Raw genomic sequence first — 16,105 nt, 5'->3', positions numbered from 1 at the left:
ATTTATCTTTTGGGTGCGTTTTTGGGTTTGATTGCAGCTAAGATTTTAAGAATGAGCGCTTTTAGAGGACAAGATGAACCTTTTGTAATGGAAATGCCAAAATATAGAATGCCAAATTGGAATTTGGTATGGTTTATGGTGTTTAATAAAGCCAAAATGTATTTAAAAAAAGCAGGAACATTTATTTTAATAGCTTCTTTGCTTATTTGGTTTGCGAGTAATTTTCCTGCACAAGAAAATAATACTCAAGATGCTTTAACTCAAGAGCTTCAGATAGAAAATAGTTATCTTGGACAATTTGGCAAAGCAATAGAGCCTATTTTTGCACCACTTGGCTTTGATTGGAAACTTAGTGTATCTTTGGTAAGTGGTTTAGCGGCTAAAGAAGTGATGATTTCTACTATGGGTGTGCTTTATTCTTTAGGTGATGAAGTTGATGAGACAAGTTTAAATTTACAAGAAGCCATAAAAGAAAACATCCCTTTTAGCACAGCAGTTGCTTTTATACTTTTTGTTATGATTTATAATCCTTGCTTTGCAGCAACTATAGTTTTTGCTAAAGAAGCGGGAAATAAAAAATATGCATGGTATCTTTTTATATTCACATCTTTATGTGCGTATTTGATCGCTTTTGTAGGGATTAATATTACTAAATTGATAATTTAATCATCTTTATGATGATTAAATTTCCATTTTTTGCTCTAAAGAGTGTTGCCAAAAGGCCGTTTCAAGTCTTATAGTAGTATAAAAAATTTCGTTTAATTTTTTAAATTTTTCTTCACTAATGCTATTTGTATAAGAATTAAAAAAGTCTTTAAATTCTTTAATTTCATCTTGAAATTCTTTACCTGCATAGGTTAAAATCCACTCTTTGTAAGGATGATTTTCTAAGCTTTTTTCACTAAGTCCTTTATAAATTTCTTCCCCTATATATGCATAACCTATAGCACAAGCACTCAAAGCACACAGCATATCCAAATAATCTCCATTTTGTCCCACACTTAGTAAGTATCTTGTATAAGCAATATTAGTTAAACTTTCATCTTTATAGTCAAGTTTTTCTACATCAATGCCTAGTTTTAAAATACTTCTGTGAAGTTCCAATTCTCCTTCTAAAGTGTAGTTTTGATTTTTAATGGCAAATTGAATTTCTTTAGCGTTGTTTGCATTTAAAGCAAGCAAAGCATAGCATTTTGCATAATTATTTAAAAAAATATAATCTTGTTTAAGATAAAACAAAAATGTATCTTTTTCTAAAGTACCATTTTGAAGTTTTTTTACAAATTCATGATAGATGTATTGCTCCCAAGTTTTTTTATTTTCTTTTATAAGTTTATCCAAAAGCATAAATTTCCTTTGCTAAAATTTAAGCTTTTATTTAAACACAGATAATTAAATTTTTCGTAATAATCTTTAATTTTTAACTTTTTAAACAAGAAATTTATTTTTTTATTGTAAAATGCGTTTTAATTTTTTAAACTAGGAGATAAAAATGGCAATTTTTGATGATGTAAAAAAAGTAGTTGTTGAGCAACTTAGTGTTGATGAAGATGCAGTTAAAATGGAATCTAAAATCATTGAAGATTTAGGTGCTGACTCTTTGGATGTTGTTGAATTAGTTATGGCTTTAGAAGAAAAATTTGATGTGGAAATTCCAGACAGTGATGCTGAAAAACTAGTAAAAATTGAAGATGTTGTTAATTATATAGAAAATCTTCAAAAATAATTTTAATTTTTAATAAGGAGTGCGGTTTGAAACGCGTTGTAGTAACAGGTATAGGAATGATCAATGCTCTTGGCTTAGACAAAGATAGTTCATTTAAAGCAATTTGTGATGGCAAAAGTGGCGTTGATAAAATCACTCTTTTTGATACCACTGATTTTCCAGTGCAAATTGCTGCTGAAGTAAAAAATTTTGATCCTTTAAGTGTCTGTGATGCTAAAGAGGTTAAAAAAATAGATCGTTTTATACAACTTGGTATTAAAGCAGCAAAAGAAGCTATGGAAGATGCTAAATTTGATGAAACTTTAAATAAAGAAGAATTTGGTGTAGTTTCAGCAGCTGGTATAGGTGGTTTACCAAATATAGAAAAAAATTCCGTTACTTGCGCACAGCGTGGACCACGTAAAATTACTCCTTTTTTCATACCATCTGCTTTAGTTAATATGCTTGGTGGGATTATTTCAATCGAGCATGGATTACAAGGACCAAATATCTCATGCGTAACTGCTTGTGCAGCAGGAACTCATGCTATAGGCGAAGCTTATAAAAGTATAGCTTTAGGCAATGCAGATAAAATGCTTGTAGTAGGTGCTGAAGCAGCCATTTGTGCTGTGGGTATAGGTGGCTTTGCTGCTATGAAAGCTCTTTCTACTAGAAACGATGATCCAGCTAAGGCTTCAAGACCATTTGATAAAGAAAGAGATGGTTTTGTAATGGGTGAGGGTGCTGGTGCTTTAGTGTTTGAAGAGTATGAGGCTGCTAAAAAGCGTGGAGCTAAAATTTATGCTGAGTTGGTAGGTTTTGGCGAAAGTGCAGATGCACATCATATCACTTCACCTACTTTAGAAGGGCCATTGCGTGCTATGAAAAAAGCCTTAAAAATGGCAGGAAATCCAAAAGTAGATTATATTAATGCACACGGAACTTCTACTCCAGTAAATGATAAAAATGAAACAGCAGCTATTAAAGAACTTTTCAAAGATCAAATTCCTTTAGTTAGTTCTACAAAAGGTCAAACAGGCCATTGTTTGGGTGCTGCTGGTGCTATTGAAGCTGTTATTTCTTTAATGGCACTTGATCAAGGTGTATTACCACCAACTATCAATCAAATCGTAGCAGATGAAAATTGCGATCTTGACTATATACCAAATACTGCAAGAAAAAGCGAAGTTAATGTTGTAATGAGCAATTCTTTTGGTTTCGGTGGAACAAATGGTTGTGTGATCTTCAAAAAAGTAGATTAATATGGCTTCTTATTTAGATTTTGAAAAAAATATTCAGCAAATTGATGAGGATTTAGCAAATGCTAAAATCAAAGGCGATGATGAAGCAGTAAAAATTTTAGAAAAAAACCTTGAAAAAGAAACTCAAAAAGTTTATAAAAATTTAAGTGATTACCAACGCTTACAGCTTGCAAGACATCCTGATCGTCCTTATGCGCTTGATTATATTCAAGCTATACTAAGTGATGCTTATGAAATTCATGGCGATCGTGCTTTTAGAGATGATCCTGCTATTGTGTGTTATGTAGGTTATATAGGTGGGAAAAAAATTATTGTTATAGGTGAGCAAAAAGGTAGAGGTACTAAAGATAAACTTCATAGAAATTTTGGTATGCCTCATCCTGAAGGTTATAGAAAAGCTCTAAGAGTAGCAAAAATGGCTGAAAAATTTGACATACCGGTGTTATTTTTAGTGGATACTCCGGGTGCTTACCCAGGAGTGGGTGCTGAAGAGCGTGGTCAAAGTGAGGCTATAGCTAGAAATTTATATGAGTTAAGCGCCCTTAAAACAATCACTATAGCAGTAGTTATAGGCGAAGGTGGAAGTGGTGGTGCTTTGGCTATAGGAGTAGCTGATAAACTTGCTATGATGAAAAATTCAGTTTTTTCTGTGATTTCACCTGAGGGTTGTGCTGCTATTTTATGGAATGATCCATCAAAAAGTGAAGCTGCTACTAAGGCGATGAAAGTAACTGCTGATGATTTAAAAACTCAAGGTTTAATAGATGATGTTATCGAAGAGCCAATGAGTGGAGCTCATAGAGATAAAGAAAACGCGATTAAAAATTTAAGTGATTATGTCTTAAAAGCTATAGAAGAGTTAGAACAATACGATAAACGCGAATTAGCTGCATTAAGAATGCAAAAAATCTTTAAATTTGGAGCTTTTGCTGAATGATTTGCATTTTTATGCAAATTTCAACTTTTTTTAAAAAAACTATTGTATAATTACAACTTCAATTCAGTGGTTGGATAGCTCAGTCGGTAGAGCAGCAGACTGAAAATCTGCGTGTCGGCAGTTCGATTCTGCCTCTAACCACCATCTTTATTTTCTATTATAAAAATCATCTAATTTTTGAAGTTCATTTTCGTTAAACCCTGCTTGTATTCTAGCTGTTTTGTTATATACTTTTCCTAAAAGATTAAATTCTTTATATTTGGCACAAAGATCAAGGTAATCGTCATTTTCATTTTTTGCATAATTCCACCAAAAATCTCCTTTATTTACATGTTTAATCTCATCATTTAATATAATGGTGAAAATTTCACTAAATAAACTTTTTATAGGATGATTAGTTGTGTTTAATTTTTCTAAGACAAAAGGATTGGCATCAAGTCCTTTTGCTTCAAGTCCTCTATGCACTATGCCCATTCTATGAGCAAGATTATCTTTGGTTAAAAATAAGGCTTTTTCAAGATTATCATGAGCATGAAAATCTCCATATTTAAAACCAAGTTCATTTAAAGTTTTTTCTAAAAGTAAAAAATGCTTAATTTCCTCATCAGCTACCTCAAGCCAATCTTGATAAAATTTCAATGGCAAATTTTTAAATCTATAACTAGCATCTAAGGCCAAATTTATAGCACTATATTCTATATGTGCAACTGAATGTAATATTTTAGCTAAAGATAAAGTACTATTTGCTTCTTTTGGACGCCTTATTTTCATAGGATGAAGGATTTTAACTTGTGAGTTTTCATAAATGATCGCTTCATGTGAATGATTAAAATCATACAAATTAGATTTAAAATTTTCATAAAATTCATTAAATAATTCAATCTTTTTAAAAATATCTTTGTGATATAAAATTTTTTCTAATTCTTTAAAGAAATTTCTTTTCATTTTTAAACCTTGTTAAATATTATATAAGATAAAAAAGTATAATATAAAAATTTTGAAAATTTAAAAAGGTTTGCTAAAAATATGTTTAATGTCATACATGCTCTTTTTTTTAGAGAGTTAAAGACAAGATTTGGTATTAATAAATATTTGGGCTATTTTTGGGTAATCGGAGAGCCTATGATGGTAATTTTAGTGATTACTTCTATAATCACACTTATTAGAGAGTTTCACCATCAAATCATGCCCGAGGGTGTTTCTATCTTTTTATTTTTAGCAGTAGGGATTATACCTTTTTTTATGTTTAGAAGTATTATTAATCAGCTTTTAAATGGCATTAGTTCTAATCTAACTTTATTTGCTTATAAGCCAGTAAAACCTATACATGTCTTTATTGCTAGGACTATGCTTGAGTTTTGCATTTATTTTACTATTTTTATTTGTGTGATGTTTTTAGCTGGATGGTTTTTGCATATGCAAGTTATACCTAAACACTTTTTAGAAGTGATGTTTTCGCTTTTTTTGCTTGTGATGTTTGGTTTTGCTATGGGAATGTGTTTTGCTATAGCAGGACATTTTGCAGAACCATTAAAAATGGCTTTAAGTTATTTAAAAAAAGTTTTGCATTGGACATCATTGGTTGTATTTCCTATATGGATAGTTCCAAAACCTATTTTAGACATTTTATATTACAATCCACTTTTACATATTATGGAGCTTTTAAAATATAATTTTTTTCAAAATTATCCATTACTTGATGATTATAATTACTATTATCCTATTGCATGTTTAAGTGTAATTTTGTTTTTGGGATTGTTTTTTTATTATTTTACTAGAGAAAAGTTGATAGCAGTGCGATGATAAAATTAGTTAATTTAACAAAATCTTTTCCTTTACGCAATGGTGGAAGGCATTATGTTTTTAAAAACTTAAGTTTTGAATTTCCTGAAAATTGCAGTATAGGTTTAATGGGACGCAATGGTGCTGGAAAATCTACTTTAATGAAGCTTTTAAGCGGCTCCTTGCTTCCTGATAGAGGTAAGATTATAACTAATAAAAAATTATCTTGGCCTCTAGGTTTGGCAGGTGCATTTCAACACAGACTTTCAGCAAGAGATAATGCACGCTTTGTGGCTAGAGTATATGGTTATAAAGGAAAAGCTTTAGAAGAAAAGATTAAATTTGTGGAAGATTTTGCTGAGCTTGGTAAATTTTTTGATGAGCCTATGAATACTTATTCATCTGGAATGAGTGCTAGGATATCTTTTGGTTTAAGTATGGCTTTTGATTTTGATTATTATTTAATTGATGAAGCAGGTGCTGTGGGAGATCCTAAATTTAGAGAAAAAAGCTCTAAAATCTATAAAGAAAAATTAAGTAGGTCAAAAGTTATCATGGTTTCGCATAATGTAGCTGAAATTAAACAATGGTGTGATAAAATTATATTCATGCAAGATGGACAAGCTACTATATATGATGATGTAGATGAGGGTATAGCGGTATATCAAGGAAAAATAAATGCAAAATGACTTATTAAAAAAACTTAAAAATTTAGAAATATTTAATTCTTTTAAAATAGTGTTGATTTTGACAGCATTTGTTGTATTCTATTATGTTTTTATAGCAGCAAATCGCTATGTGAGTGAAAGTGTTTTAAGTGTAAAATCAATCAAAGGAGATAACGGAGCTATTACCGGAATTGCTGCATTTTTGACTAATAATTCTTTTTCAAGTGAGGATATTAATTATTTAAAATCTTATATTCATTCTTTAGATATGCTAAATATCTTAGAAGAAAAAGTTCAAATTCGTGAGTTATATCAAAAACAAAAACTTGATTTTTTTTATAGTATTTCTTCATCAGCTAATCAGGAAGAGTTTTTAAAGTATTATCAAAACCGTGTTAAAATTACTCAAGAAAACTCAGCTAATGGACTTTTGCGTGTAGAAGTTGAAGGTTTTGACCCAAAAAGTGCACATTTGATAGCTTCAACTATAGTTAAAGAAAGTGAAAAATTTATCAATGAAATTTCACATAAAGCTGCAAGAGATCAAATGCGATTTGCTGAAGAAGAACTTTTGCAGTTTAAAAAAAGATATCAAAAGGCTAAAGATGAGCTTTTGGCTTTTCAAAATAAATATGGAGTATTTGATCCGCTCAAACAAGCAGAAAGTACTCTAAAACTCATAGCTGAACTTGAATCAAAAATAGCAGCCAAAGAAGCTAAGCTTCTAATGATGCAAAGTTATATAAATGATAATGCACCACAAATTGTTACTATAAAAAGTGAAATCACAGCTTTAAAAAAACAACTTCAAAAAGAAAAATCCAAAGTTTCATCCCCAAAATCCTCTCAAAAACTCAACGATCTTGCAGCTAAATTCCAAGATCTAACCATAGAGGCAGGTTTTGCAGAAAGTGCTTACACAGCTGCATTAAAAGCATATGAGAGTGCTAGGATAGAAGCTTTAAGAAAGATAAAGCAGGTGGTTATAGTGCAAAGTCCAAGCTTACCTCAAAGTGCTAAATATCCAGAAGCTTTGTATAATGTACTCACAGCTTTTATGATTTTATCTTTGATTTATGGAATTGTTAAATTTATTAAAATGATTATAGAGGAGCATAGATACTAATGAGAAAGATAATTTTATTTTTACTTTTACCTTTATTTTTATTTTCTGCGGTAGATGTTTCTCAAATCGCAAAAACACAAGCAGATAGTATAAAGCAAATTCAAGATAAAGAATTTTTACAAAGTGATTTAAATAAAACAGCAATTATAAATGTTAAAGTTTTTGGTGCACATTTGTTTAATGGAAACTTTACTAAATTTACCCAACATGTTTATAATCCTGATTATAAACTAGCAGTAGGCGATAGGATTAATGTAAAAATTTGGGGCGCAGTAGAGTTTATACAAACCTTAACAGTAGATTCTCAAGGAAATATTTTCATACCAAAAGTAGGTGCTATTAATCTTTTGGGTGTGAAAAATAGTGCTTTGGTACAAGTTATTACAAAAGCTATTAATAAAATTTATAAAAGCAATGTCTATGTATATGCAGATATGGATATTTATCAAAATGTATCAGTTTTTGTTACAGGAAATGTGAATCAACCAGGCCTTTATCAAGGATTAAGTTCAGATTCTATTATACAGTATTTAGATAAAGCAAGTGGAATTAATTTAGAATATGGTAGTTTTAGAGATATTCAAATTTTAAGAGATAATAAAGTTATTAAAAAAGTAGACTTGTATGATTTTTTACTTAAGGGTCAGCTTGATCTTTTTCCTTTTAGAATGGGTGATGTGATTTTAGTGGGTAGTGTGCAAAAGTATGTTTTTGTTGAAGGAGATGTGCAAAAGCCCTTTAGATTTGAGTTAAGTAATGATATTTTAAATTTAGAAGATATAGCTAGAGTTGCAGGTGCTAAGCCTATAGTAACTAATGCTGTGGTAAAAAGCTATAGAGATGATCATAAATTACATGTGGATGCTTACAGCAAAAGGCAGTTTTTAGGTGTGAAGTTATATAATGGTGATGAGATAGAGTTTAGACCTGATTATACTGCGCAAAATATTAGTATTAGTATAGAAGGTGAGCATAGTGGTTTGCACTCAGTAGTGATAAAAAAAGGCACAACCTTGGCTGAACTTGCTAAAATGATTATAGTTAATGATCAATCAAACATTAACGCTTTACAGGTTTTTAGAAAAAGTGTAGCAGCTACCCAAAAACAACTTATTGAAGCCCAACTTAAAGAGCTTGAAACACTAGCTCTAACAAGCTCTTCGGTTAATGCTGAGCAAGCTAGTATTAGAGCTACTCAAGCTAAAACAATTTTAGAATTTATTGCGCGTGCAAAACAAGCTCAACCAAAAGGACAAATCGTTATAGACAATGTCAAAGCGTATAATTCTATAGTATTAGAAGAAGGTGATGTAGTAAATGTACCTAGTAAAAATAATCTTGTTTTAGTTCAAGGTGAAGTTTCTATACCAGGTGCGTTTGTGTATATGGATAAAGAAAAATTAAGATATTATATCAACCTAGCAGGTGGTTTTAGTGATAGAGCAGATGTATCAAGAGTTTTAGTAATCAATGCTAATGGTAAAGCAACTAAATACAGTGGTAGAAGTTCAGCAGATATCAAAGCGGGAGATTCTATTTTAGTTTTACCAAAAGTAGATAGTCAAAATCTCCAAATTTTTAGCATGCTAACACAAATTTTATATCAAATAGCTATTGCAACTAATGTAGTATTGAAAATGTAGGAATTTAGATGAGCCAAATAGATGCGATTAAAATAGCCAAAGAAGTTTTTGAGATAGAGTCAAAAACGATTTTAGATTTATGTGATAATTTAGATGAAGATTTTAATAAAACCATTGAGCTGATTTTATCTATCAAAGGTAGATGTGTAGTAAGTGGTATGGGTAAGTCAGGCCATATAGGAGCTAAGATAGCTGCAACCTTGGCTAGCACAGGTACTCCAAGTTTTTTTATGCATCCGGGTGAAGCATTACATGGAGATCTTGGTATGCTTACAAGTGAAGATGTGCTTTTGGCTATTTCAAATTCAGGAGAAACTGAAGAGGTTTTAAAACTCATACCAGTGATTAAAAAAAGAAAAATTCCTTTGATTGTTATGGCAGGAAATCAAAATTCCACTTTAGCTAAGCAAGCTGATATTTTTATAAACATAGCAGTAAAAAAAGAAGCTTGCCCACTTCAGCTTGCTCCAACTTCTTCTACTACCGCTACTTTAGCGATGGGTGATGCTATAGCAGTAGCTTTGATGAGAGCGAGGAAATTTAAGCCCGATGATTTTGCTTTATTTCATCCAGGAGGAAGTTTAGGTAGAAAGCTTTTAACCAGAGTGAGTGATTTGATGGTGTCAAATAATTTGCCTATAGTAAGCCCTGAGAGTGAGTTTAATGAGTTGGTTGATGTGATGACTAGTGGTAAGTTAGGACTTTGTATAGTACTTGAAAATGAAAAGCTAGTTGGAATCATCACAGATGGGGACTTAAGAAGAGCTTTAAGGGCAAACGGTAAGCCAAGATTTGATTTTAAAGCTAAAGAAATCATGAGTGAAAAACCTAAAACTATAGAAGCAAGTGCTATGGCAAGTGAAGCAGAAGAGCTTATGTTAAAACATAAAATAAAAGAAATAGTTGTCACTCAAGATGAAAAAATAGTAGGTATTATACAACTTTATGCGATAGGTAATGTTTAATTTGGAAATTACAAAAAGGGAATATTATGAGAAAAAATATAGCGATAATTCTTGCTGGAGGAAGTGGTAGTAGATTTGGCTTAAATTTTCCTAAACAATTTGCAAAATTAGCAGGAAAAACAATTATTGAACACACAATAGAAACTTTCGAAAAACATCGTTATATAGACGAAATTTGTATTGTTATCAAAAGTGACTTTAAGGATAAAATTAATGAATTGATTCTGAAAAATCAATATTATAAAGTAAAAAAAGTGATTAATGGCGGAGAAGAAAGAAAAGACTCATCATTTAATGCAATTTCAGCATATGATAATGAGAGTGTTAATCTTATTTTTCATGATGCGGTTAGACCTTTTGTAAGTAATAAGATTATCGATAATGTTGTTGAAGCTTTGCAGCAATATAATGCTATTGATGTGGCAATATCAGCTACAGATACAATTATCGAAGTATGTGATAATAATATTAAAAATATTCCTCCTAGAAAATTTATGATGCAAGGACAAACACCACAAGCATTCAAACTTGAAACAATAAAAAAAGCATATGAGTTAGCTAATAAAGATAGAGAATTTACTCCAACTGATGACTGTGGTATAGTAAAAAAATATCTTCCAGATGAAAAAATATATGTAGTTTCTGGCGAATTAAAAAATATAAAAATTACTCATATGCAAGATTTAGCAATGGCTGATAAAATATTTCAATTTAACAATATATCTAATAATGATCAATATAGCTATGAATATTATAATCAAAATCTTCAAAATAAAACAATAGTTGTTTTTGGTGGTTCGTATGGAATTGGATTTGATATAGCAAGTATTGCTAGACAATATGGGGCTAATGTAGAATCTTTTAGTAGAAGTAGTACTAATACAAATGTTGCATCAATTTCTGATGTAGAAAGGGATTTAAAATATGTTGCTCAAAAATATGGTAAAATAGATTTTGTTGTTAATACTGCTTCAATTTTAATTCATCAGCCATTGGAAGCTGTTGAATATAGCAAAATTTTAGAAATTGTTAATATTAATTACATTGGCGCGATAAATGTTGCTAAGCTATCATTACCATTTTTAGAAAAAACTTCAGGTCAGCTTTTAAATTTTACATCAAGTTCCTATACAAGAGGTCGTTCGGGTTATTCTTTATATAGTTCGTCAAAAGCTGCTGTTGTTAATTTGACACAAGCTTTAGCGGAGGAATTTATGATAAGAAATAAAGTTAAAATTAATTGTATTAATCCGCAAAGAACTTTAACGCCTATGCGTGTTTCAAATTTTGGAAAAGAAGATCCAGACACATTGCTAAAGTCTATGGATGTTGCTTATGTTGCGATTAATACATTGTTATCAGATTTTACTGGACAAATTGTTGATGTAGTTTTGGAGAAATAATGAGTAAAATTTCAAAATTATTAAACAACCCTAAGTTATTTTTTAAAGATATGATCTTAAATTTAATAAGAAAAAAATATGATATAGAAGAAAATCTTCCAAATGTTTTATGTAGATATCCTATAGTTTTACATACAGGAGAGCAAGGAGAAAATGCGCTTTCTCATATTAGTATGTGGTATTTGTATTTTAAAAAATCAGAGGTTAATTTTATTATTATTGCAAGATGTCTTGAGGCATTAAAGCTAATTCAAGATAGATATCCTGAGGCGAGTGTGGTTTATTTAAAAGATAAAAAAGAGGTGGATGTTTTTTTTAATACATTTTCTTCTATTAAAACTTGTTTTTATCCTTCAAACACTGGAAATAATTTTCATTTATTTTATCAAACACATATAAAACATATATTTATAGGACATGGGGATAGTGACAAAAGTTCAAGTGCGCATAAATTTTTTAGAGTTTATGATGAAAATTGGGTTGCAGGAGAGGCTCATATAGATAGAATGCTAAATGCTGGTTTTAATCTCAATGGTTTAAAACATTTAAAGATAGGAAGACCTAATTTGTTAGATGTTTTAAAAAAAAGTAAATTAGACTGGAGAGATAGATTTGAAGGAAGGATTAATTTACTCTATTTACCTACTTGGGAAGGAACTTATAAAGAGCAAGATTACTCTTCTTTGGATATGGCTTTGCAAAATATAAACAAACTACAAAATAATTCTAACTTTCAAAAGATAAATATTTCTATTAAACTTCATCCATTTTCAGGAAAAAAGGAAAAAAGATTTTTGAATTTAGAGCATTTGCTAAGTAAAGAAAAAGAAATAAGAGTAATCTCAAAATATGATTCATTGCATAAATACATTATAAAATCAAATATGTTTGTTTGTGATATTTCTGCTGTTGTTTCTGAGTGTTTAGCTGTTAATGCTCCTATATTTTTATATATACCTAAGGATAAAAATATAAAAATAGCAAAAAGTAATATGTCTTATGAGGAATATTGTTATATTTTTTCTTCACCTGAAGAATTAAGTAAGTTAGTTTGTAGGGTTATTAGCGGTGATGATTTTCTTTGGCAAAATAGATTAAAAGCTCAAAAATATATAATCAATACAGAAGATACGTTAAAAGAAACTTTTATTAAGCAATTGCAAAAAATAAGTGAGGATAGTAGTGTTTAAAAATAACAAGTTTGCAGGTATAACAATACTCATTCATACGGGAGAAAATTTTAAAATAGGTTATGAACACCTTTTATATTGGTTACCAGAATTTTTTAAATCAGAGATAAAATTTGGTATTTTAGTTCGTAATAAAAATTTATATAAAACAATAAAAAATGAATATCGCACTATCAGTGTTTTTTTTGCTCAAGATTCTCTTGAAGCAGAAGGTGTTTTAAATAAATTTGTTAATTTAAAAGCAATTTTTTATATGTCTAATTCTTCTAATAATATTCACTTGTTAAGATTTAATGAGTATAAGCATATATTTATTGGAAATGAAAATTATAATAGAGATATGCAAACTACAAAAGTGTTAAAAGCTTATGATGAGCTATGGTTACAATCTCAAAGTATTATTGATAAGATAAAATGTAGTATTGAGGATATAAATATAAAAATTTTAAAAATAGGAAAGCCTCAATTAAAGAATGTGTTAAATAACAAGCAAAAAGATTCTATTTTATGTGTTTTTTCTGTTGTTGACAATGTGGTAATTGATAGTATTCAACTGCTGATAAACTATTCGATTGAAAAAAATATGAAAATTAAATTTGTATTTTCTATGTTGGATAAAAAAAATAATAAATTTTCTAATAATATTGCATTGCAATTAAAAGAAGTACTCTTAAGAAATAATATCGAGTGTTTTATTTATACGGTTTTTTCTGATGAGTTGTTAAAAGAAAGTAGTTTTATTTTATGTGATTTAAATTCATATAATGAAAAGTTTATCATCAATAATATCCCTATTTGTATATACCGTTCATATAATTTCTCTACTGATATGTTTTTGAGAAATAAAGATTTTCCATTAGAAAAAATATTTTTATTTTCTTTATTTGAAGAATTGCAAGATTATTTTATAAATAACACTTATGAGGAAATTCCGGATGAATATATAAATTATTATTTAGGTAAAAAATATATTATTGATGAAAAATTTCAAAAAGAAATTTTGAGAGTGGATTTGTGAGAGTAATATATTTAGATAATAAAATAAAGGGTGCTATAAATCAACTAATAAACTATTTTATCGAAGGTGTTTTTGATTGTAATAATACAAAGGTAGTATTTAAATATTACAAAGAATCTTTTTTGTATTATAAAAGACAATTAAAGAAATATAAAATAAATCACGAATATTTTTTTAGTGTAAATAAGCTTGACATGAGTTCTTATAAAGTGATTTTTTATTTATTTAATGCTCAGTCAAATTGTAGAATTCTAACATATAGAAATGCTAAGCATATATTTATCACACATGGAGAAAGTAATAAGCTTGCAAGTATTAAACCTATTATAAGGATTTATGATTATATAGTATGCGCTGGTGATGCTGGCATAAATAGGTATCTAGAATATGGAATTTTTACAAAGCATGATGTGGATAATTGTAGGCTTATAAAAATGGGTGATACTTTTATTGGTAAAAGTGTTTTTAAAAAAACAAATGACAAAAAAAATGCTTATATCCTTTATGCTCCTACATGGGAAGGTGGTGTTAAAACAGAGCAATATAGCAGTTTAAGTGAAGATTTGTATGCTTTTAAAAGAATACAAAAATATGCACAAGAAAGTGGTATTAAAAAAATTATCATTCAGGCGCATCCTAATACAGGTCATAGAGATAAAAAATACAAAAAATATTTAAATCAAGGTATAAAATTTTTAAAATCTCATAATTTAGGAGTGGAAAGCATAGGAATATATAACCATAAGAATAGTTTTTTAAATAATTTTTTTAAAAAAAGATCTAGTAAAGATATTTATCCTATATATCAAGCTTTTGTTGATGTATCGGCTATGGAAATACAGCTTTTGAATGAGTATATACCAACATTTATTTTTGTTAATAAAACAAAAAATGCTATAGTTGATAGGCAAATATTAAAAGATTATTATGCTAAAATCGCTATACAATCAGATGCGGTTAAAGTTGAAAATTTTGAAGGATTAAAACAAATAAAAAACTTTTATATAGGATATTCTTTTGATGAGCTAAAAATTATGCCAAAAAATAAAAGAGTAGATTGGTTGGTTGATTTTGTGAGTAAGGAAAGTTATGGAAATAAAATATGATGTAAGTATAATTGTACCCGTGTATAATAGAGAGAATTTAATCCAATCATGTATAAATTCTATTAATACTCAAACATTGGATAAGTCTAGGTGGGAAGTAATTTTTGTGGATGATGCTTCAATAGACAGAAGTATTGAGGCAATAGAAGGGTTGATAAATAAAAACATTAATTATAGGATTATCAAAAGAGAAGTTCCCTCTGGTAATGCTAGTACACCAAGAAATGAGGGTATAAAAGCGAGTTTAGGAAAGTATGTGTTTTTTTTAGACTCAGATGATTATATAGATTCTAAACTTTTAGAAAACGGTATTAATATAGCGTTAAAAAATGATAGTGATATTGTTTATTTTAAAATGGAGTTAAACGCAAGGACTGTTACAAAAAGACCTTTCAAGCATCCTATTGTTGATAAAGCAGATATAGAAAAAAATCATTTAATGAGAACTTTAAGAATTTTTAAAATGTTTAAAACTAAGATGCTAAGAGAAAATAATATTTTATTTGATGTTACAGTTAATGTGTGCGAAGATATGTTATTTGGTGCTACAGCTTTGCTTTATGCTAAAAATATATCTATTTTGGCAGATAGAGATTATTATTTTGCGAGTTTGCATGATGAACCTCATCTATCCAAGAAAAAAATGACTTTAGAAAAACTATTTCATATATATTTTTATACAATACAGAGTCTTTATTGCAGTAATAGGGAGATTAATTTTAAAATTAAATTTTATAATGCACTTTTAATAAGGTGTGTGGAACATTTAAGAGATGTCTGTAAGAAAGATAAAATAAATAATGAAAATTTGATTAGAATTTTTAGTTTTGCATCTGATTTATTTAACTTGCATAAGGAAATGTTTGAGCTGAAGCAAATTTACGAAAAAGAAAGACTGCTTGTTTTATTGTTTTTGTCTAAAGATTTTAAAACATTTTTTGAACTTTCAAATGACTCTAAAATTTTACAAGATTTTTGTCAAAAAATAGAAAAAGAATTTGAAAAAGAAAAAGGTTTTAATAAAGCTTGGATTTTTGAAAATAAAGTAGTTGTTTTGGATTTTATTTTTGATAATAATAGAATAGCTTTTGATATTGAAGTTAACGAAAAAACAAAAAATGTTAAAATATGGATGTTTTGTAGAAATGACTCTAAATTTTTTGAAACATACAAAGGAAATATTTTAGAAAAAAAAGATCATAAAATTTTAATTTTTAACGACACATGTGACTTAAGTGCTATGTGTAAAAGTATAAAAAAAGCTATTGTTGAAAATCAAGGATAAAGCATGAAAAAAGTA

At 28.9% G+C, this 16,105-nt stretch carries 16 protein-coding genes and 1 tRNA gene; 15 read left to right on the top strand and 2 right to left on the bottom strand.

Features of this window, described 5'->3' with window-relative positions; genetic code table 11:
• Positions 1-666, top strand: a 666-nt coding sequence (locus tag CAMP5063_RS07650; RefSeq protein ID WP_337195109.1) for a nucleoside recognition domain-containing protein, incomplete at its 5' end; no start/stop codon positions are given.
• A gap of 15 nt (positions 667-681) precedes the next feature.
• Here the strand turns inward: CAMP5063_RS07650 and tenA are convergent.
• The gene (gene tenA / locus CAMP5063_RS07645) at positions 682-1,347 is read right to left on the bottom strand and encodes a thiaminase II (protein ID WP_337195108.1); all 666 of its coding nucleotides are present in this window, start codon (positions 1,345-1,347) and stop codon (positions 682-684) included.
• A gap of 145 nt (positions 1,348-1,492) precedes the next feature.
• Here tenA and acpP point away from each other — a divergent pair, with 145 nt between their 5' ends.
• The 4 genes from acpP to CAMP5063_RS07625 all read left to right on the top strand — a co-directional run bounded on the left by acpP (position 1,493) and on the right by CAMP5063_RS07625 (position 4,048).
• The gene (gene acpP, locus CAMP5063_RS07640; RefSeq protein WP_039617517.1) at positions 1,493-1,726 is read left to right on the top strand and encodes an acyl carrier protein; all 234 of its coding nucleotides are present in this window, start codon (positions 1,493-1,495) and stop codon (positions 1,724-1,726) included.
• Positions 1,727-1,752: 26 nt separating this feature from the next.
• Positions 1,753-2,967 (top strand): beta-ketoacyl-ACP synthase II, encoded by a 1,215-nt coding sequence (locus CAMP5063_RS07635; RefSeq protein WP_263669524.1) that lies wholly within the window; start codon positions 1,753-1,755, stop codon positions 2,965-2,967.
• A 1-nt stretch (position 2,968) separates the two neighbouring features.
• On the top strand, positions 2,969-3,904 hold the full coding sequence (locus CAMP5063_RS07630) for an acetyl-CoA carboxylase carboxyltransferase subunit alpha (RefSeq protein ID WP_263728812.1): 936 nt from the start codon (positions 2,969-2,971) through the stop codon (positions 3,902-3,904).
• A gap of 68 nt (positions 3,905-3,972) precedes the next feature.
• A tRNA-Phe gene (locus CAMP5063_RS07625) sits at positions 3,973-4,048 on the top strand.
• A gap of 3 nt (positions 4,049-4,051) precedes the next feature.
• Here CAMP5063_RS07625 and CAMP5063_RS07620 read toward each other — a convergent pair.
• Entirely contained in the window at positions 4,052-4,849 is a 798-nt protein-coding gene (locus CAMP5063_RS07620) for a ferritin-like domain-containing protein (RefSeq protein ID WP_263728811.1), read from the bottom strand.
• Between the two features lie 81 nt (positions 4,850-4,930).
• Between CAMP5063_RS07620 and kpsM the strand changes: the two genes are divergently transcribed.
• The 10 genes from kpsM (at position 4,931) to CAMP5063_RS07570 (ending at position 16,090) form a co-directional block, all read left to right on the top strand.
• Entirely contained in the window at positions 4,931-5,707 is a 777-nt protein-coding gene (gene kpsM / locus CAMP5063_RS07615; RefSeq protein WP_337195107.1) for a capsule polysaccharide transporter KpsM, read from the top strand.
• The gene (locus tag CAMP5063_RS07610; protein ID WP_337195106.1) at positions 5,704-6,375 is read left to right on the top strand and encodes an ABC transporter ATP-binding protein; all 672 of its coding nucleotides are present in this window, start codon (positions 5,704-5,706) and stop codon (positions 6,373-6,375) included. Before kpsM ends, CAMP5063_RS07610 begins: the two co-directional genes overlap by 4 nt.
• Entirely contained in the window at positions 6,365-7,480 is a 1,116-nt protein-coding gene (locus CAMP5063_RS07605) for a capsule biosynthesis protein (protein ID WP_337195105.1), read from the top strand. The genes CAMP5063_RS07610 and CAMP5063_RS07605 overlap by 11 nt, the downstream gene beginning before the upstream one ends.
• A complete protein-coding gene (locus tag CAMP5063_RS07600) occupies positions 7,480-9,123 on the top strand; it encodes a polysaccharide biosynthesis/export family protein (RefSeq protein WP_337195104.1) in 1,644 nt (547 codons plus the stop codon). Before CAMP5063_RS07605 ends, CAMP5063_RS07600 begins: the two co-directional genes overlap by 1 nt.
• An 8-nt stretch (positions 9,124-9,131) precedes the next feature.
• Positions 9,132-10,088: a KpsF/GutQ family sugar-phosphate isomerase gene (locus CAMP5063_RS07595; protein WP_442863216.1), complete on the top strand. Its 957-nt coding sequence runs from the start codon at positions 9,132-9,134 to the stop codon at positions 10,086-10,088.
• Positions 10,089-10,114: 26 nt separating this feature from the next.
• Entirely contained in the window at positions 10,115-11,491 is a 1,377-nt protein-coding gene (ispD, locus tag CAMP5063_RS07590; protein WP_337195103.1) for a 2-C-methyl-D-erythritol 4-phosphate cytidylyltransferase, read from the top strand.
• Positions 11,491-12,681: a CDP-glycerol glycerophosphotransferase family protein gene (locus tag CAMP5063_RS07585; protein WP_337195102.1), complete on the top strand. Its 1,191-nt coding sequence runs from the start codon at positions 11,491-11,493 to the stop codon at positions 12,679-12,681. The genes ispD and CAMP5063_RS07585 overlap by 1 nt, the downstream gene beginning before the upstream one ends.
• Positions 12,674-13,699: a hypothetical protein gene (locus tag CAMP5063_RS07580; protein WP_263693695.1), complete on the top strand. Its 1,026-nt coding sequence runs from the start codon at positions 12,674-12,676 to the stop codon at positions 13,697-13,699. The genes CAMP5063_RS07585 and CAMP5063_RS07580 overlap by 8 nt, the downstream gene beginning before the upstream one ends.
• 194 nt (positions 13,700-13,893) lie before the next feature.
• Positions 13,894-14,805 carry a hypothetical protein gene (locus CAMP5063_RS07575; RefSeq protein WP_263693693.1) on the top strand — a complete coding sequence of 304 codons (912 nt, stop codon included), beginning with the start codon at positions 13,894-13,896 and terminating at the stop codon, positions 14,803-14,805.
• Entirely contained in the window at positions 14,789-16,090 is a 1,302-nt protein-coding gene (locus CAMP5063_RS07570) for a glycosyltransferase family 2 protein (protein WP_337195101.1), read from the top strand. The genes CAMP5063_RS07575 and CAMP5063_RS07570 overlap by 17 nt, the downstream gene beginning before the upstream one ends.
• Positions 16,091-16,105 lie beyond the last annotated feature (15 nt).

The sequence above is a fragment of the Campylobacter sp. RM5063 genome, from assembly GCF_024723655.1.
Classification (GTDB): Bacteria; Campylobacterota; Campylobacteria; order Campylobacterales; family Campylobacteraceae; genus Campylobacter_D; species Campylobacter_D lari_D.
This window is presented reverse-complemented; position numbering and strand designations above follow the sequence as displayed.